The organism is Reichenbachiella carrageenanivorans (genome assembly GCF_025639805.1).
Classification (GTDB): Bacteria; Bacteroidota; Bacteroidia; order Cytophagales; family Cyclobacteriaceae; genus Reichenbachiella; species Reichenbachiella carrageenanivorans.
The window spans coordinates 453,288-473,948 of the sequence record NZ_CP106735.1; the positions used below are offsets into that span (position 1 = coordinate 453,288).

The following is a 20,661-nucleotide window of genomic DNA, read 5'->3' on the forward strand; positions in this document are numbered from 1 at the left end:
TTTTTTAGTTAGCTGATTCGTAAATTTCTACGGTATCTATCAGGACTAGCCCCTCGCCTTCGGCGTTCCATCGATTGATGACCAACTCGGCTGAGGTGGCCTTGGTGCCAGTAGTGAATGACAGCACGGCTGTTTGGTAATTGCCATTGCCTTTGACTCTGGTTACGGCTTGCTCTCCACCAAAATCGCTCACTTTCACAACCGACTTCATCCCATTGGGTGATTTCAAGGCTGCTTCTATGGTGTAGGTGGTGCCTGGCTTCAAATTTTCCAACGTTTTTTTAATACCACTTTTGTCGACCGAGAGCGCTACGCAGGATTGCCCTTCGGCTGCTCCTTCGTTTTTTAACTGGGGTTTGGTGTCGCCAAACTGCCCCCATGTTTTTTCAAAATCTCCCTTTTCAAACCCGTCACTAAACACTACGTTTTTCGACGCTGCTTTTACTATCGGCTGAGGGTTTTGTAGGGTCTCGCATATCGCGAAATATGCCGGCTTGGGCTGCCCCTCCTCGTCGAACATAAACATATACTTGTCGGCATGCTTGCCCACGCCATCCACGATGCCCCAAGTGTTGTAGGTCACTACGCCAGTGCTACGTTTGGCAAGCAAGACATTCAGAATATTGGCATAAGCTTCTCCCTGCTTTTGCAGCGCGGCAACGGTCTGTTTTCCATCCCAGATTTTGTAGTCGATTTCGGTCACATGAAAATCCAAATCATTGGCATGAGCCCAGTCGATCAGACCCGATAGATAATCGAGCTCTTGCTTATCTATGCCTAGCGGCTGATCGCTTCGCAAATGTGCTTGCCACCCCAGGCCATCTACTCGCAGCCCTTTGGCTCGTAGGTAACCTATGGTTTCTTTGACGCGCTCCCACATAACTGGCTCCATGCTCCCGTGCTGGTTGTACACCAAACTGATGTCGGGCGCATACTTATTGGCGATCTCGAAAGCTTGGGTGATGTAGCTTGGCGTCTGGTTCTTGTCGTCGTCTGCACCAATAATCGTCCAAGGGTTTTCCCACTCATCTACACCGGGTTTTGGGCTAAACCAAGAACCGTCTCTATCCACCGTTTCGTTGACTACGTCCATCCATTTCACATTGGGGTGGCCGTTGAACCGCTTGCACTCTTCGGTCAAATATTCGGTCATTATTTTTTCAAGTTCCTTCGGCGTGCGGTTGTCTGCCTTTGCCCATTTGGATGCTTGTGGGCTGATAGGGCCATGGAGCCTCACGGTCAGATCATTGGCCTGAGCCATGGCCAATACAGCATCTATTCCTTCCCAGTCCCATTCGTTGGGCGCTGGGTGTACACGGCTCTGCTTGGCGCAATTTTCGGGCACCGTGTAGTTGAACTGGCTCACTAAGATATCTTGTACCTGGGTGTTGAGTTGGGCGGTATTGATCGTAGCTCCGATGTAAAAAGTATCGTTGCTGCCGTCCTTTAGCACGGTTTTCAGTGCAGGCCCTTCGATGCTGTTTTTACTTTTTTTTTCTATGATACTCACCTCGTCAAACCACGACTTACCCTTGCCATCACCATATTTTTGCAAAGTGATCTTGACTGACGTATCGGCTGCCCCGGTGACAAACGACGTGGTGATTTGACCATAGTCGGCGTCTTTGTATTTTTCTTTGATGTCCTCTCCTCCATAGTCGGACAGCTTGATGACCACGGTTTCCTTATTTTGTGTTTTCGCGACCAGCGAAACCTCATACGCCGTGTTTGGCTTTAGTCCGTCGATCACTTGATTGGCGCCTCCCTTTGAGCCGGTGAGTTGCAGGCTGGCTTGTCCGGCGTATGCCTCGGTTTTCACGGCCTCCACTTCGCACTTCCCAAAAGCTCTCCAAGCCTCCATGCCATTTTCAAACCCAGCGTTCAGCACCAAATTGGCACTACCAACGGCAGCAGGAGCCACCACACCTACTTTGGGGGTTTGCTTGAGCATTTTTTTGAAAGCCTTTTTCTCGGCTTCCAAATTGGATAAAAATCCATCGAGTTGCCCTTGCAGTTCATCTGCTAGTGCCTTCTGAGATGCCACCACATTTTGCGTTTCGAGGGGGTCTTTTTTGTAATCGTATAGCTCCTTGGCCAGTATATTAGTCGGGCTCGAAGTATCGGCGTCTTTGTACCAGACCACATATCTGTATCTGTCGTTGCGCAAAGCATAGCCCATATTTTTGGCACGTGGGTACTGGCTCACCGCGAATGGCTTGACTTGTTTTTCTTCTCCATCGAGGATCGGTTTTAGGCTCGCTCCTTGCAAATAGGTAGGCACGGCCACTCCCGTCAGGTCGCAAAGCGTAGGAAAAATATCTACGAACTCCGTAGGTGAATCATTGATCTCTCCTTGCGCCATCGCTGACCCAGCGAATATCAGAGGCGATCTAGTAGCCTGCTCAAAGTTGGAGTGCTTGTTCCACATGCCGTGATCGCCCAAGTGCCAGCCGTGGTCTCCCCAGAGTACAATGGCCGTTTGCTGCGTCAGATTTTGGGCATCGAGCGCGTCGAGTACTTTGCCGATCTGAGCATCTATGTAGGAGATACAGGCGTAGTAGCCGTGGATCAGTTCTCGCTGTTTGTCTTCGTTTACCAATCCATTTTTGCCGTAGGCATCGGGGATGTCGGTGTAGGACTGGAGTTCGCCGCTGTTGTGATAAGACAAGTCTATTGTGCCTGAAGCGTGCTTCTGAAATTTGGCCAACGGCATGTCTTCGCGCTTGTACATGTCCCAATATTTCTGAGGAGCTACGAAAGGCAAGTGTGGTTTTTTGAACCCGACACAAAGCAAAAATCGCTTGTCTCCTGCTGCTAGTTTTTTCAACTGGCTGATGGCTTCTACGGCCACCATTCCGTCGAAGTAGCCTTCGTCTGCAATGTCTAGTGCCTCCGTGGCGGGTTTGTTTCCATTGCGTACGTAGGCGTTTAGTTTTCCACCAGATAGGCCTTTGGCCTCGCCTTCTTTTCTCAACTCATCAAATTTGGCTTTGTTTTCAGGAGACTGATAGTGCCCTTCTGGTACGCCATATATGGGGTCGTCCACGTCGGGCATCAAGTAAGGCACAGACCAGGACACTTCGTCGAGGCCTGCATCTACACTTCTTGGGTCGAATATTTTGCCAATGCCTACTATTTCAAAACCTTGGTTTTTGAAATATTGCGGCAAGGTTACGATGTTGGGATTTTTGTCTCGGATCAACGTTTTGAGATCCCAAATCTCGGTCACGTCGGGTCGCATGCCTGTGAGCAAACTAGCTCTCGACGGCCCGCATACTGCTTGCTGGCATTGGTTGTTGGTGAAGGTGACCCCTCTAGCCGCTAAGCGATCGATATTGGGCGTGATGGCCATCTGGTCGCCATATACGCTGAGCAGTGGCTTCAAATCATCTACTGCGATAAAAAGGACATTTTGATCTTGGGCCGTGGCCAAACCAGTAATGGCCAGGCTCAAAATCATAAAATAAACCAACTTCGTAATCTTCATCTTTTTAGGGTTTTCGTAGTTTAGTGACTTCCTGATATTTGACCAAAGTCTGCATCAGTGATGGCTCTGAATTCGTTGAGTGAACCATTGTCTTTGTACAGCTCTTGACTCTTTTTAAGATCCTCTTTCATCTTGGCAATGATGTCGGCGTAGGCTGGGTCATCGATTGCATTGTTCATTTCGTCGGGATCCTTTTCTAGGTCATAAAATTCCCATTGGTCCACATTGTAATAAAAATGGATGAGCTTGTATCGCTCACCACGCAAGCCATAGTGTGGCTGCACATGGTGCCAAAACGGAAATTCATAATAATGATAATACATAGAAGTAGGCCAGTCTTTTGGCTTCTTGCCCATGGTATTGGCAACGAAACTTCTGCCTTGCACATCAGCGGGGATTTCTAGTCCTGCAAAATCCAAGATCGTCGGCGCAAAATCTACGTTGGTGATCATGTCGTTGTTTTCTTGGTGCTTTTTGATAGCGGCTGGATAGCGCAGTACGAAAGGCATTCTCAACGAAGGTTCGTACATAAATCGCTTGTCGAAAAACCCATGGTCGCCCAAGTAAAATCCCTGATCGGAGGTGTACACCACGATGGTATTTTCAGCTAGTCCCTGCTCATCCAAATAGTCGAGCACTCGACCAATACCATCGTCTACAGATTTGACACAAGCCAAATAGTCTTTGATGTATCGCTGATATTTCCATTTGCGTGCTTGCTCCACGGTCATGGTATCGCTTGGCATCCAGCCTTCGCCCATGCCTCTGCGGTTGCCCCATCCGAGCCATTTGCCTTGCTCCTTCTGAGTCAATCCCTCGGGAGGAGTCAGTTTCATGTCTTTTCTATTGAAGAAATCCATGGTCATGTCGGTGTCTCCAGCAGTGAGTTCGCGGCCTTGGTAGTCGTCGTAGAAGGTGGCTGGGTATGGCATTTCTACGCTGTCGTACAAGTGCTCGTATTTTTTCTCTGGGTACCAGTTTCTATGCGGTGCCTTGTACTGTAGCATCAGCAAAAATGGCTGATCGTTCTCTTTTTCCTTCTCCAACCAATCCAGTGCGTAGTTGGTCGTGAGTGTGGTGGCGTATCCTTCTTCTTTTACTTTAGTTCCGTTGTCGTTGTAGATCGGGTTGTAGTAAAAGCCCTGCTGGCCTGGATTGTCGTGATACTTGAAATAGTCGAAACCTACGGGCTCTGTGCCCAAGTGCCACTTGCCTACGAGTGCCGTTTTGTACCCGTTGGTTTGCATGGCTCGTGGAAACGTCCACTGCGTAGAGTCGAATTTGCCTCCACTTTCGTTTTTGTAGTAGCCGTTTTCGTGGCTGTATTTGCCAGTAAGGATGGCTGCACGACTCGGCCCACAGATGGCATTGGTGCAAAACACGTTGTTGAACTTGATGCCCTCGTTGGCTATTCTATCAATATTGGGGGTCTGCAAATAATCGTCGTATATACCACCATATGCACTGATGGCATGGGTGGCATGGTCGTCGCTCATGATGTATATGATATTCGGACGTTTCTTTTTGCTGGCAGTCGTGCTGTCGCAACTCACCACCGTAGCTGCCATAGTCGCTATCAGCACTACACCAATCCACATTTTTATGTTTGTCTTGTTCATCTCTACTGTATTCTAATTATTGATCAATTGATTTGGATTGGGTGAGTTCCAGCTTGGCCGAAAGCAAGTCTTTGTCTGCCGACGACGTACCTACCATAATTTGGAAAGTCCCTTTCTCTACTCCATACTTCATGTCGATGTCGTAGAAAGCGAGGTCTTTGGCTTGGAGTTCGAATACGATTTGCTTCGACTCCTTAGGCGCAAGCGACACTCTCTGGTAGCCTTTCAATTCTTTGACTGGTCGGGTGACCGACGACACCTCGTCTCGGATATACAGCTGGGCGATTTCGTCGCCTGGCAGAGACCCCGTGTTGGTGATGGTGACCGACACCTGCACTGAGGTGTCGGGCGCTATGCTGCTGGCACTCAACTGTAGTTGGTCGTATGCGAACTGCGTGTAGCTGAGACCGTATCCAAAATGCCACAAAGGCTTGGAGGGTGCATCTATGTATTTGTGAAAAAACACAGATGGCTTTTTGTTGTACACCATGGGCACTTGCCCTACGTGGTAGGGAAAGGTCATGGTGAGTTTGCCCGATGGATTTACATCGCCTTTTACAATTTCGGCTATGGCTTGTCCACCAAAAGAACCCGGCTCCCAAGCCTCAATAATAGCAGGGATATTTTCTTTGATCCAGGGTTCTGATAGCGGACGTCCATTCACTAAAACTATAACTATGTTCTTGTTGATTTTATACAATCGTTTAACCAATTCGAGCTGATTGCCCATCAGGTTGATGGTAGAGCGCCCTACATTTTCTCCGCAGTTTTTTTCATCCTTTTCGTACCTGAGTGAGTTGGACCCTACAGCTACTACGATGGCATCGTAGCCCTTGGCTTTTGCAACTGCTGCCTCCAAGGCAGCGGCGTCTGGATTTCTCAGGCTCTCACCGCTATTTACATAATCTACTTGCGCGTCGGTAAATACCTGCTGGAATCCTTCGTAGATGGTAGTGAGCTTGTCTTCTGGCTGTGGCAATGCCCAGTCGCCCATCAGTCGGTGATTGTGGGCGTTTGGACCGGTCACCAATATTTTCTTTTGTGACGTGAATGGCAATAGGCCGTCGTTTTTTAATAGCACGATAGATTTGCGAGCTGCCTCTATGCTCAGTGCCTGATGCTCCTCGGAGAAAAGCTCTTTTGCCGCGCTACCCTCGTCTACAAATGGATCTTCGAACAAGCCCAACATAAATTTGGCTTTGAGGATTTTGCGACAAGACTCGTTGATTTTGTTTTCGTCGATGGCGCCACTTCTTACTAGTTCGGCCAGAGGCGTCAGGAAGTTGGGACCATGCATGTGCATATCCATGCCAGCATCTACCGACAGTCGGATGGCGTCCTTGGCATTTGCTGCTACGTGGTGCAGTTTTTCGATGCGTTCGATATCCATCCAGTCGCTCACCACGAATCCGTCGTAGCCCCACTCGTCTCTTAGGATGTCGGTGAGTAGCATTTTGTTGCTGTGGCAGGGGATGCCGTTGAGCTCGTTGTGCGCGGCCATGAAGGTGAACACATTTGCGTCGACTTGTGCCTTGTAGGGCGGCAACCAAATTTCTCTAAGCTGCCTCATGGAAGCGTCCATCGGCGAGGCGTTGGTCCCATTATAAGGTTCGCTACCCGCGATAAAATGTTTGGCGCAAGCCAGTACATTGTCCTCACCAAAATCTCCCTGATAGCCATTGGTGAAAGCCAATCCCATCTGAGTGACCATGTATGGGTCTTCGCCAAAAGTCTCTCCGCATCGGCCCCATCTAGGGTCTCTGGCTACGTCTACATTGGGAGAAAAGGTCCAGTGCATACCTGTGGCACGAACTTCCTTGGCGGTGGCTTTGGCTACTTGATACAACAACTCATTGTCCCAAGAAGAAGACAATCCTAGCTGCGTAGGGAAAACCGTGCTCCCTTCGATCATGGCATGGCCATGGATGGCATCGATACCGATGAGTAGTGGGATTTTGAGTCTGGTTTCTTTGGCCAGGCGCTGCAAGTCGTTGGCCTCTTTGGCGTCTTTCACATGAAGAAAAGAACCTATTTCGCCAGACGAAACCAAAGCCCTCAAGGAGTCTGAACTCATGCCTGGGTAAAGTCCCCATTGGTCGTTGTGGATGAGCTCTTCGCCTTTGATTCGCTTCTTGGATTCTTCGATATGCAGCGGCGCCACATACTGACACATTTGACCTATTTTTTCTTCCAAGGTCATCTGCGACATGAGGCTTTCTACTCTAGCTTCTACTGGGGCCGTGGCGTCTGTATATTGTACCTGCGGTGTGGTCTGACAAGACATGACCAAACTGCCGACGATGAGGGTATGTATGATGTTCTTCACGTGATTGATATTTTGATTAAAGTAAAAAGATGAGCAAGGAGAGCAAGGTGGATACCAGTGCCAGAATCGCAAAATACTCTAGCACAGCATACCTCTTTTTTCCTTTTTTGAAAGACTCCATTTGCTCTCTTTTCACTTTCGTAATGATTTATTTATTAAAATAATTTATTCTTCGATGGCAGTATAGGCACTTGTGCCTCGTGCAGTTACATAATCGATCAACCATTGACCATTTTTATCAATAGCAGTACTTGCAGCGTCGGGTATTATTCTCCAATGCATATATATTGTACTTCCTGACACTCCAGTCAAATCGATCTCTCTCGTATAGTCGGTTGTACTTGGAGATGTCGCCCATTCACTATCATTGGCCGCCATCAATGTAGACCACTCAGTAGGTACAAATGCACCACTAAGGTCAGACTCTCCATAGTAGAACATACGATCGTACGAGGTGAAAAAGTCTCCGTTTGAGCCACCATTAGTTTGACCTGTATATTCACCGAATGTAACTTCTACATACTTGTAACCTGTCACGTCCAGCACCCTAGTCAGACTTACATCACAAGTTTCAAAGTCGGGTCTAAATACCCGAATACCATCTAACCCTGACACACCATTTTTCTTCACCCAAGAAGAACCTGCCCCATTATTAATTCCATTCCAAACACCAGGATATGCCACTTCAGGCAAGGCGGTATCATTCAGGCCGTCATTCAACTGATCATTGACTACTTCTGTCCATACTACTTCCACAGTCAAATCAAACTGATCTGCAAACTCTGCTTCTACCCCAGCGCCGTTGGTCACTTTCACACCTAGAGAATACTCCCCTTCTGGCAGGTCGGCGTCTGCTGCGATGATCACTTCACCATTGACTCCAAAGCTGAACTCCGATGTCGATGCAGACAATGCTGCAGGCAGGATCAGTTCGTATCCTCCGCCGGCGTCCATGCCTTCCAATACTGGCTGGCTGGTGGTGTATGCCGTCCAAGGCGACAGTTTTACATTAGTAAGCGCTGTCGTTCCATCTTGTTGGAAATAGGCCAGTGTAGGTGCGTCGCCCACATTAATGGTCACCAAGTTTTCCTCTTGCTGCAGTCCCAAATTGGTAGTGACCAATACGGACAGTACCACGGTCTTTTCTGTGATGATGCCTGTTTTTGAGATTTCACCCGTATTCGCATTGATGGCAATCCCCTGTGGGCCATCTACAAGCTGATAAGTCACCGTGGTGAGGTCGCCACCCGAAGTGTCTGTGTACGAAACCGTAGCGATCGTACCTAGCTCAAGTGCGCCTACATCCACTGTGCTGTGGTCTACAGTCACATCGATCGGCACAGCGAGTATGTCCATGGTCACGATATTGTCTAGTACCACTACGCCCGTGGCTGTGGTCACTCCTATACTCACTACGTATGATCCAGCGGACAATTCACCAGCATTGATATAAGACACTACGCCCGTCTTACTGTCTATTTCAAACTTAGCTTTTTGATACGTACTGTTCAAAGGTGCCTTGATGGTGTCTAGCACCAGACTGTAGCTACTCTCTATATCGATCACAGGCTCGTCGGTAGATATAGCATCTAGGAATGGATATGACGTGACGTCTTCGTACGTCACTACGCTGTCTCCTGCTACTATTACGGTAGGCTCATACCTTTCATATTCTTCGAATGTATTTTCACAAGAAGCCAAAAATGTAAGGACTCCGATGATAAAAAGAATGCTGTAAAAGGGGTTGTCTAGTATTTTCTTTTGCTTTCTCATCTTCTTAGTTGATTTCTTGGTTCGTGTTTATTTCATGCGCTGGCAATGGCAGGTACATGATTATATCTTCGTTGTCTTCCAAAGTCACATCTACGACAGGGTCAAACTTAGGCCCGTTGTTGTGCGCGTCGATGACGTGATCATAGAAGTACTGGTAGCCTCTTCGGCGATTGTTGAACCAGTCGTGGCCTTCGCCTACCAGCTCAAAACGGTATTCATTCATAATGGCCTCTCGAAAACTGTCTTTCCCGCTGCTATAGCCTACCTGTGGCGTGAGCCCCACTCTAGCCAATACTTCGGTGACGTAGCCCAACTGCTCTCCATTTTGAAGTTCGTTGGATATCTCGGAGAGCATCAGCAGCAGATCGGCATATCGATAGATGATAAAATTCTGATTGCTGAGGTCGGTGACGTTAGCGGTATCTTTTTCGTAGTACTTATACAGGTATGGAAATCCACTGTTGAATTTCTTGCGAGCTGTATTGTCTGGGTAGTTGGCTACTGTATTGCCGTACCCACCCGAATTGGGATTTCTATTTACATAAGATCCCTTGTACGTTTCTGCTATTCTAGGGTCTGAGGCATAGGTAGCAGCGTGCAAATCATAGACTTCTGCGTTTATCTTCATTCTGCCCCACGATGGCCCTGCAATGGCATTGGAAGCGGTGAATAACTTCACGAAGTTTGAAGAATTGATTTTATTGAACTGTAGTTCAAAAATAGACTCTTCTGTATTGCCCCCCTCGGATTCCCAAAGTTCGGCAAAGTCGCCCACCAGTTCGTACTGTCCATAGACCTGTATCGCATGGTCGTAGGCCAACTGCCAATAATCCAGCGTGGTGTCCTGCAATTCGGCAGGAGCCGTAGCCAATACCATGTAGACCTTGGCCAGCAGCATGTGAGCGGCAAATGCTTTAGGATAGCCTAAGCCAGCTGCGCCATTCATCATCGAAGCGGCCAGTTCGGCATCTGCTATGATCTGGTCATATCCCTCACTAGCCGACGACAAAGAGAGATGAATGTCCTGATCTGTAGCAGGCGTGAGTCTCAAAGGCACCTCGCCCCAGAGTCTGACCAAGTTGAAATAATTGTAGGCTCTCAAGAAATAGGCTTGTCCCAATGCATCTTTGACCATCAGCCTGTCGCTTTCGCTGAAAGCTGCGGTGTCGATAGCCTGTATCATGTCATTGGCTCTGCTCACCGCGGCGTAAGTCGTTCTCCACAGACCTTCTAGATGTGTAGAGCTGTTCAAAGGACGCAGTGAACAAAGGTTAACATTGTCTGAGCTGGTGGCCTCGCCTCCTTTGCCCGACACAAAAAATCCTGAGTTTCCTCCAGTCACATAATGGAAGTCATTGCCCATATAGTTGAATGCTGTCAGCCCCTGATAGGTGCCGTCCAGTGCCGTCTGTACACCTTCTACTGTAGCGTATACACTTTCATTGTTTGGAAATGGTGGTTCTTCATCTAAACTACAAGCAGTCACTAGTATGCTCAGACTAAGTACGATTATATTTTTAAAATTTTTCATTGCTTTGGATTTAGATAGATTAGAAACTCAAATTAAGACCGAGGATAAATACTCGGGCATTTGGGTAGTTGACCCAATCCACTCCCATGATTCCGCTGGTATTCTGATAGCTGGTAATCACTGGATCATAGCCGCTATAATTAGTAAGCGTAAGTAAGTTCTGTGCGGAGAAATAAATGTGACAGGAGTTCAACACCTTCTCTACAGGCAAGTCGTAGCCCAGAGTCACATTGTTGATTCGCAGGTAGCTGCCATCTTCTATGATTCGATCCGAAATGGCACCCGCGTTGTTTTCGCCGATGTATCCTACGCGTGGGAAGGTATTGCTCGGCAAGTCTGGCCTCCAAGCTTCGTGATAGGCTACTGGCATGATGTTTCTACTGGTACCTTCGGCAATGCCCAATCGGAGCAAGTTGCCGTTGGCGATTTCATTACCATAGACACCGTTGGCCTGTACATTCAATGAAAATCGTTTGTATTCTACCGAAAGGTTAGCCCCAAAAATAAAATCTGGATTGGGGTTGCCGATGATCACTCGATCATTACCATCTACTACTCCATCGCCGTTCTGGTCTATTCTTTTGATATCGCCCGGCTGTGCGCCATCCAAGATATCTGTATCGCCTGTCTGATAGATACCGTCTGTTTGCCATCCATAAAACAAGCCTACCTGCTCCCCTTCTAGAAAGATATTGGCAGGCGCCTTGAAATAAGTGCCCGACGAGACATTGCTCCCTAAGTAATAGGATCTCTGCTGCTCCGACCCTTCGATGAAGATCGGTGCATCTGGAATACCTAGCTCTTGCAGTTCGGTTCTGTTGAAGGCGATGTTGCCACCCACAGAGACAAACCAATCGTTTTTGTCGATTGCTTTTGCGTTCAGGCTCACTTCCAAGCCTTTGTTTAGAATGGTGCCTCTATTGGTGAGCATCTGCTCATAACCTGCACTGGTTGGTATTTCCATTTGCTGCAAGAGGTCTGTCGTAGTCTTTGAATAGGCGTCTACTGTCGCCGTCAATCTATTGTCGAACACGCCGAAATCTACACCTACATTGAGCTGAGTCGTGGTTTCCCAAGTCAGATCAGGGTTGGCAATATTGGCTGGCACAAAACCTACCTTGTCTCCATTACCAGCATCTGAGTAGTAGATTCTGTTGTAGTTGCTCAAGGTTTGATAAGGACTGATTCCTTGATTACCGATACGCCCCCAACCTGCTCTAAATTTCAATTCGTCTACTAAACCCAATGATTCGATAAACGACTCATCAGAGGCTCTCCATGCTACTGAAAAAGAAGGGAAGTACCCGTACTTATGCCCGTTGGCAAATTTGGAAGATCCATCTGCGCGAAACGATGCGGTCAAAATATATTTGTCCATCAGGGTGTAATTGACTCTACCTAGATAAGACAGCAGGTTTTCTGCCGCAGGCAAAGTAGACAATGGCCTAGAGACAAAGGCTGCGTACTGAGCACCATTCACGGTAAATTCGGTGGTGGCAAAATTTTGCGCCTCGTACAGCGTATTCATGATCTGACGTCCTTCGTAAGTAAACCCTACCGTAGAGTTGATGCGGTGGATTTTGTTGAAAGTCGTGTTGTACATGAGCAGGTTGTTGAGCGTATAAGACTTCGAGTCTAAACTAGAGATAGAAAGTACCCCGTTGCTCTGTGAACCTGGGAAGGTAGTGAGTCCGTAAAACTTCTTTCTCTCTTTGTTTCGAATGTCACCGCCAGCTCTCAATTGGTACTTGAGCCCTTTGATGGGGAGCTTGTAGGTAAGGCCCACAGAACCAATAAAACGTCCTTCTTCTGAGTAGTCTTCGTAATCATTCAACCAAGAATAAGGGTTAGACAATTCTAGTTCATTTCCGAAATCGTCAATTTCGCTGTCTACGATTGGGGAGTAGTCTACCACGTTGTTGATAAATCCTCTGCTACCGCCAGACTTACTGCCGTTTTGTGCAAAGTTGCCTTGACTATAGTATGCCGAAAATCGAGCATCTACACTCAACTTTTCCGTAAGACTGCTGTTGAGGTTGATACGGAAATCTCCACTTTGAATGTGTGAAGCGTCTACGATACCAGATTGGTCGTTGTACCCACCAGAGATATAGTAAGATCCGTCATCGCCAAACCCTCCACTCAAGGCCACCCCAGCATTGTAGCTGATGCCATATTCATAAATTTCGTCTTGCCAGTTGATCTGCTGGAAAGCCTCGTCGCCTACGACTGGGCCATTGGCAGTGTAACTGATCGGGTAGACATTGCCATTGTTGATTTGAAAAACAGGCTCGTTTCCAGACCTGATCGCTTCTTCATTTCTATACATGGCGTAATCTGTACCGTTCAGCACATCTATTTTCTTGCTGATTTGCGCCAAGCTGCTCGTCACATATGCGTTGATTCTGGTTTGGCCAGGCTCTCCTTGCTTGGTGGTGATCAAGACCACGCCATTGGCTCCTCTCGAACCATAGATAGCCGTGGCAGAAGCATCCTTTAGTACTTCTATGCTTTCGATGTCTCGTGGGTTGATCCCGTTCAGGCCATTTTGATTTTCTTGGAGTGAGTTGCCATCCGTGCTGGCATCCATAGCGTCTTCTCCAGCCGATGAGATAATGACTCCATCTACCACATAGAGCGGCTCGTTGTTGCCACGAAGGCTATTCGTACCTCGGATTTTTACGCTGATACCCATGCCAGGATTGCCACTCGTACCAGAGACCTGCACCCCTGCCGCACGTCCGCGAAGCAAGTTGTCTACCGTAGAATATTGTCTGGCCACATTCTCTTCTACTTTCACAGAGGAGATGGACCCGGTCACGTCACTCTTTCTCATGGTGCCGTAGCCTACCACTACTATTTCGTCTAGCTCGACAAAATCGGGTGTCAGTACAATATCCAGTTTAGATTTTCCGGCAACGGAAATTTCTTGTTTCAAATAGCCCAAAAAAGAAACTACTAGCGTAGCATCATCTGGTGTCGTCAGCGTAAACCTTCCGTCTATATCAGTGACCACACCTTCTTTGGTGCCGCTAATAATGATACTAGCTCCTGGAATAGTTTCCCCTTCATTATCCACTACTGTTCCCGACACGCTGTGCTGAGCATAGCCCAAGTGCGTAAGGAACAGTAGGATCGTTATAAAGTAAGTTTGTTTCATATCGTAGTCTTCGTCATGTTTGTGTGTTGTATCAATTATTCAATACCGAAGTTGATAAATCCATTTCTATAGAAGGTTTGATTCCTGTTTCAAAAGGTTGGAATTCCGTTAAACAGTCGATTATTGGCAATAAAACAACTTTTTCACTCTATAAGATAACGATTTATAAGGAGTAAAGGGGGCTGGTGGATCGAAAAAGGCAACGGAATGGAAGGTTGCTCACGGAGGAGAACAGGCTGTTTTTTTGAGCGTAGTACGAAGCGCAGAAATGCTAAGAGCATTATGCTGCAGTGCTTACGCTGGGGGAGACAAGCCGACGCCTATGTCAGTGGCTCCCTTTCTTGTCGGCCACGAAGGCAGATGGACTTTGGTCGTAGTATTTTTTGAATAGGGTACTGAAATATTTGGCATCTGAAAAGCCAGTGCTGTAGGCTACTTCGCTGATGTTGTTCATGGGATTAAGGAGCAATTTTCTAGCGCGCTTCAATCGAATGGTTCTGATAAACTCCGCTGGTGACATATCTACCAAAGCTTTCAATTTATGGTAAAGGGAAGTTCTGCTCATCCCTATGGCATGGCAAATATGATTTACAGATAATTCTGGATCACTGATATTGTCTTCTATCATGCTTGTGATTTCATCGAGAAACTTCTGATCTAATTCATTTGATATATCTTGAAAGGTTTCTTCTTCTTCGCTGGCTACGAATCGATCTTTGATCGCAGCACGAGTTTTGAGCAGATTTCGGATTTTGGAAGACAAAATTTCAAACTCAAAAGGCTTAACAATGTAGTCATCGGCACCACTTTCGAATCCCTGTTGAACATGGTCTTTGGACTCCTGACCTGTGAGCAGTATGAACGGAATGTGACTAGTGGCTACGTTGGACTTGATGTTCATACACAGCTGGCGGCCGTTCATTTTGGGCATGACTACATCGCTGATGATCATGTCTGGCGGGCTGGCGTGTACGATTTTCATGGCCTCCTCGCCATTGGACGCAGTGAGCACATGGTATTCTGATTCGAATTTTGATTTTTGATAATTGCGAAGCGCCTCGTCGTCTTCTACCATCAGGATCGACAACTTGGAGTTGTCTCGCGACTCAATCTCTAGCTCTTGTTCGGCTGGCATCATCGGGTGATCTTCTAGCTCCAATGGCGCATCTGCCAGCTCGAACATGGGCATGGTGATCAGAAACTCCGAACCGCTCTGATCTGACCTCACTAGCCTGACCGAGCCATTCATAGTCCTGGCCAAATCACTGGCCAGCACCAAACCTACACCGCTCCCTGAGCTACCCGATGATCTGGCATTTTGGGTTCGGTAAAACAGAGTAAATATCCGCTTTTGGTCTTCCTTGGATATGCCAATGCCATTGTCGGCCACGGACAGTGTCCAGTTTTTATTGGAGACTTTTAGTGCCAATGCAACCTGCCCGCCTTCACGGGTGTATTTGATGGCATTTGAAATGATATTGCTTACGATCTTATCTAGAATTTTGTCGTCGCTATTTACCATTGCCTCGGGCTGGGCGTGTTCAAACTTGAGATCAATATTCTTTTTATCTGCCAGCACTTTGAAGGCGTATCGTTTGGTGTTGATAAATGCCACCAGATCCAGAGGTGCTATTTGTAGGCTGTCTCTGCGCACATTGATCCTCCTAAAGTCCAAAAACTGCATCATTTGCTTGTGCAGCTTTTCGGCGCTATCCAGTGCCACCTGTAGACTTTCCTTCATGGCGTCGTCCGTCTTTGCGTTGCTCAGCAGATCGGTGAGTGGAGCACGAATGAGTGTGAGTGGTGTTTTGATTTCGTGTGCCATTTCGATAAGAAAGTGTAGTCGCTCTTCTGCATTTTTGGATTCCATACGTAGCCTGTTGAAATAGAGCAACAGCATCACCAACGAAAGGATGAAAACGAAGTACACCATATAGGCCCAAGGAGTTTTCCAAAACGGTTGACTGATCGTGAGACTGAGTCTACTTTCGTCTCCAATCTGATGACCTAGACCATCTGTCATTTTCAAACGAAAAGTATAATGGCCAGGGTCGAGGTTGGTATAGGTGGCACGCTCCTGTCCTTCTCCCACGATCCAATCTTTGTCGAACCCGTCTAATCTCCAAACAAACTGCCCCTGCGCTGCGTGCATAAAATCTATACTTACAAAACCAAGAGAAAAGGAATTTTGGTCATAGGCCAATGACATCTGCTCTATTTCATTCAAGGGTTTCTGGAGTACAGTATGGGCTCCAGCCAAAATACGTTCATGATTCAGAAAGAAATCGGTAAGTACAATTTTCTTTTCGATTTGGGTAGGTGTAATGGTTTTCGGGTCGAATGTGATGACTCCCTTATTCGTGCCAAAATACAACTGACCATCACTATCTAGAAAAGCAGCATTTCGATTGAAATCGGTAGAAATCAGTCCATCCGACTCATAAAAATTCACCACCTTTTGGTGGGCTATTTTGCTGATCCCATTAGGCGTAGCCACCCACACATTGTTTTCAGTATCGGCCAATAGGTCCAAGACGGTATTAGAAGCCATGCCGGATGACGTATCATACTGTTCGAGAATATTTCCTTGGACATCAATCTTGCATACGCCATGATCGATGGTACCTACCCATAGTGCCCGCTCCTCATCTACCAAAACCGAAACACAAACCATCTTTGAGAGTGGACTGCCCTTCTTCTCCTTTCCTATCCATGTCACCTCCTTGTAGGCCAAGTCCAACAGGGCAATACCATCTCGGTTGGTTATGATGGCTTTTTGATCCGAATACATCTCCATATCTGAGGGCTCACGGATTTCATAACTATCAATTTCTCCGGAAGGAGGGTATGAGAAAAGCGAAGAATTGATCGTGCCCACGAGCAGTTCGCCATGCGGATGAAAAAATACACGCTTCACCTTCGAAGGATCTCCGAGCCGCGTGAGACTCGACGACAAGCGAAAACCGCTAGCAGTAGGCGAAAATTGAGACAGGGCATATACATAAGAAGCCACCCAAAGATTGTCCTGACTATCTACTGTCTGCGAGAGTACCACGGCGCTTTTGGACAATTCTTCGTTCGTGTCCAGCCTCAGATGCTCCCAAGTATTTTGTGTCTTATTCCAAATGCTGATCCCTTTGTCTGTACCAAAACTGATGTAGCCAGACATAGGCTCCACGATAGAAAAGACCACGTCGTTGCTGAGGGAATTGCTCTCTCCTCGTACGTGTCTGATATCATAGAACTTTTGCCTCTGAGGATTGTAAATATTGACTCCCCCGCGATAAGTAGACACAAAAACGACCCCTTGGGCATTGATCTGAATATCGTAAACAGCATTAGAGCTAAGCGAGTGCTGCTGATCATCTTGATAGGTCGCCGTAGCCAAAACTTCATGCTTGAATGCATCGAAAAGGATGATGCCACCTCCGTCTGTCCCTATAAAAAACTGTCCGCCTCCAAAATCTTTGATCGATCGTATAGAAATATCTATCTCACGCTCCAGCCCAACGGGTGTGAGTTGATCATGACGCAGATCATAGCTATACAATCCAGCGCTTTCTGTACCTACCCAAAGCTGATGATCAGCCGATTGTAGATAAAGTGATTCTATTCTTTGCTGGTCTAGCGTCCATTGGCTCTTTGGTACTTTGGCTTTCAAATTTGAAAGGAATTTCAACTCCGAATTCAAAACAAATATACCTCCTCTACCTCCTATATAGTAGGTGTGATCGTCCGATTGGATGATTGAAGACACCACCTTGCTGACGTCTGGCAGCTGCATGATGGATTGATCCTTTGGTAAGTAGACCGATACGCCGTTGAACGAACCTATGAGAAAACGATCAGCATGATCGATATAGAATTCGGTAATGTAGATATTGGTAGCTCCAGGTGGTAGCACTTGATCGTAGTACTGAAATTGATCTTGGCCTTGATCATAATAGAAAAGCAATCCGTTATTTGAAATCAACCAAACAGTACCCGCTCCATCCATACCGAGAAATAAGGACACAAACGAACGCTTACGGATGTCTTCTATGTTTTGTAGCTCGTAGGTCTTGAGTGATCTGCCGTCGTATCGGGCTATGCCGTTGTCGGTAGCCATCCATACAAAGCCCTCTTGGTCTTCCAAGGTCATAAAGACTTTGTTGCTCGGCAGGCCTTCTTCTATGCCTAGATATTTAAAGTCCATTTTCTGCGCTTGGCTTGGACAACTAACACAGAGTACAAATACCATACAAAGCACTTGCATGGCAACACATGACATCCTATGTTTCAAAATGTTAATAATGGACAAATCGTTAGTTCTTGATTTGAGTAAATCTAGCCGAAATCTTTTTTTCACAATAATTAGAAGATGAACTTCGCTATTGATTTAGTCAAAAATCAAATCACTCTTCACTTGAGAACTACTAAAAAGTGCTTCTTTCCTTTCGGCATAGGTTGAATTAAAGCCGATCTAGAAATTTATCTAGGTCGAATTCTTTTTCTGCACTCAGCTTTTTGCGTAGTCTATAGCGTCTAGTTTCCACTCCTCGCACAGATAGGTTGAGCTGGCTGGCTATATCTTTAGTTGTTAATTTCATTTTTAATAGCATACATAGCTTGGCCTCTGCTACTGTCAGATTGGGGAAATCTGATTTCAGTTTTTTGAAAAAATCAGAATGCAACAAATTGAATTGATCTTCGAACCTGTCCCAGTCTTTATTACCTGTAGATTGTCCCGCTATTTTATCAACCAGTTTCTGCATGGTTATCTTGGATTGAGCACTATTCAAATCCCCAAGAGCGTCTGCTAGTGTTTGTTGGATTTCCTTTAAAAACTCATCCTTGTTGTGCATCTGCATAGCTACACTGGCGAGTTCTTTGTTTTTGTCCTCCAGGTGTTTTTTGAGCTCGTCGTTTTTGGCTCGAAGTTCTTCTGGCCTGTTGCTTTTCGACGGCATTTCATAAAGTGTCTTATCCAAACAAGACGCCCAATAGTGATACGCTTGGTGGCACATGGCCTGATTGAGTCGTGGCTCGTGTATCATACGCGTTTCGATGTTGTACAACGCTTCTTCGATATTGGCATATATGCCTACCCCAACTCCAGAAGCTTGAGCAGCTCCTACGGCACCTGTAGTATCTACAACCTCAATATGACAGTCCAATAAAGTGGCCATAGTCATGGCAAATACTTCAGACTGAAACATGTTATCGTTGCTCACACGCATAATATCTACAGCCAATCCCATTTCTTTGAGCAGGTTTACCCCATGCACAAATGAAAAAGCGACTCCTTCTAATGCCGACCTATACAAGTGGGCTCGTGTGTGTCGGTTAAATTCCAAATTGAGAATATGGGCATTCACGTTTTTGTCCATGAGCACACGCTCTGCGCCATTGCCGAAAGGCAAAATACAGAGACCATCTGAGCCCACAGGTACTGTCCCTGCCATACGCTCCATGTCCTCATATTGTCTTCCTCCAAGAGCAATCTGATTCTTCATCCATCCGTACTGAATCCCTGCACCATTGAGGCAGAGCAATACTCCTATCCGGTCATAATTATTTTCATAATTTACATGCGTGAAAGAATTTACTCTTGATTTTGTGTCATACAGCGGTCGATCTACGATTCCATAGACTACACCCGACGTGCCACTGGTAGCTGCTATCTCTCCAGGATTGAGCACATTGAGCGAAAGTGCATTGTTGGGCTGATCGCCTGCTCGGTACGCCACAGGAATACCTGCAACCAAACCAGCCTGACTAGCAGCGCTTTCTTGAACTTCTCCCTGTATGTCGAAATTGCCCACAATCTCAGGGAGCAATTCTTCGGACAAACCATAATAATTTAATACTTCTATGGCCACCTTTTTTTTCTTATAATTCCAAAGTATGGCCTCAGACAATCCACCAATAGTTGTATTGATTTCTCCTGTCAGCCGCATGGCGATATAATCACCAGGCAACATCATTTTATAAATCTTATCATAAACCTCTGGTTCGTTGTCTTTGATCCATTTGAGTTTGGATGCGGTGAAGTTGCCTGGAGAATTAAGGTAATTTTCCAAGCAATGCTGTTCGCCAAGTGCTTTGAAAGCCTGCTGACCTATAGGCACCGCTCGGCTGTCACACCAAATGATTGATGGCCTCAATACTTGTTTGTTTTTATCAATGAGTACCAAACCATGCATCTGATAACTGATACCGATGCCTTTGATCTCTCTTGGATCGACGCTGCATTTGGCTAGGAGTTTTTGAGTGGCCATACATACATTTTGCCACCACAGTTCTGGCTGCTGCTCCGCCCATCCGCTCTGGCGAGCGATGATATCCATGGACGATTCTGGGTATTGCACCACCGCCACTGTCTTGTTGGATCGCGCGTCTACCAATGCGGTCTTAATCGAAGAACTCCCTATGTCATATCCTAATAAATACATCACATTACAGATTAGTTACGCCAAATATACGTCAATATGCCAACCATGCCGATTAACAGGCGAGATATTGACGTATTGTAAAAAATTAATCTATGACAAAATTGAATAATCATTTGATAAACCGATCATTAACTACTTCAAATATACCTTTGGTAAAAAAACAAAAGAGCGACTCCTTAAGAGCCGCTCTTAATACACTCATCCCAAAATATTTGCTTTTAATTGCCTTGAGCGGACAGGTAGCTACATACAGTTGTCAAACGTATATTGTGACAAATCCGACACTACCCAGACTCTTTTAAAGAGTGAAAGTGGCTTTGGGTATCTGTTT

At 46.4% G+C, this 20,661-nt stretch carries 8 protein-coding genes; all 8 read right to left on the minus strand.

Translation table 11 applies throughout. From position 1 onward, the window contains the following. Positions 1–4 precede the first annotated feature (4 nt). The 8 genes from N7E81_RS01750 to N7E81_RS01785 all read right to left on the minus strand — a co-directional run bounded on the left by N7E81_RS01750 (position 5) and on the right by N7E81_RS01785 (position 20,330). Entirely contained in the window at positions 5–3,487 is a 3,483-nt protein-coding gene (locus N7E81_RS01750; protein WP_263051559.1) for an endo-1,4-beta-xylanase, read from the minus strand. A 20-nt stretch (positions 3,488–3,507) separates the two neighbouring features. After that, positions 3,508–5,106: a sulfatase family protein gene (locus N7E81_RS01755; protein ID WP_263051560.1), complete on the minus strand. Its 1,599-nt coding sequence runs from the start codon at positions 5,104–5,106 to the stop codon at positions 3,508–3,510. Positions 5,107–5,122: 16 nt separating this feature from the next. Next, entirely contained in the window at positions 5,123–7,432 is a 2,310-nt protein-coding gene (locus tag N7E81_RS01760; protein ID WP_263051561.1) for a glycoside hydrolase family 3 N-terminal domain-containing protein, read from the minus strand. Positions 7,433–7,597: 165 nt separating this feature from the next. Beyond that, positions 7,598–9,205 (minus strand): hypothetical protein, encoded by a 1,608-nt coding sequence (locus tag N7E81_RS01765; protein ID WP_263051562.1) that lies wholly within the window; start codon positions 9,203–9,205, stop codon positions 7,598–7,600. Positions 9,206–9,209: 4 nt separating this feature from the next. Beyond that, positions 9,210–10,736 (minus strand): RagB/SusD family nutrient uptake outer membrane protein, encoded by a 1,527-nt coding sequence (locus tag N7E81_RS01770; RefSeq protein ID WP_263051563.1) that lies wholly within the window; start codon positions 10,734–10,736, stop codon positions 9,210–9,212. A gap of 19 nt (positions 10,737–10,755) precedes the next feature. Then, entirely contained in the window at positions 10,756–13,896 is a 3,141-nt protein-coding gene (locus N7E81_RS01775; RefSeq protein WP_263051564.1) for a SusC/RagA family TonB-linked outer membrane protein, read from the minus strand. Positions 13,897–14,221: 325 nt separating this feature from the next. Beyond that, entirely contained in the window at positions 14,222–18,091 is a 3,870-nt protein-coding gene (locus tag N7E81_RS01780) for a hybrid sensor histidine kinase/response regulator transcription factor (protein ID WP_263051565.1), read from the minus strand. Between the two features lie 256 nt (positions 18,092–18,347). Then, complete coding sequence (locus N7E81_RS01785) at positions 18,348–20,330, minus strand: FGGY family carbohydrate kinase (RefSeq protein ID WP_263051566.1); 1,983 nt, start codon at positions 20,328–20,330, stop codon at positions 18,348–18,350. Positions 20,331–20,661: the final 331 nt, after the last annotated feature.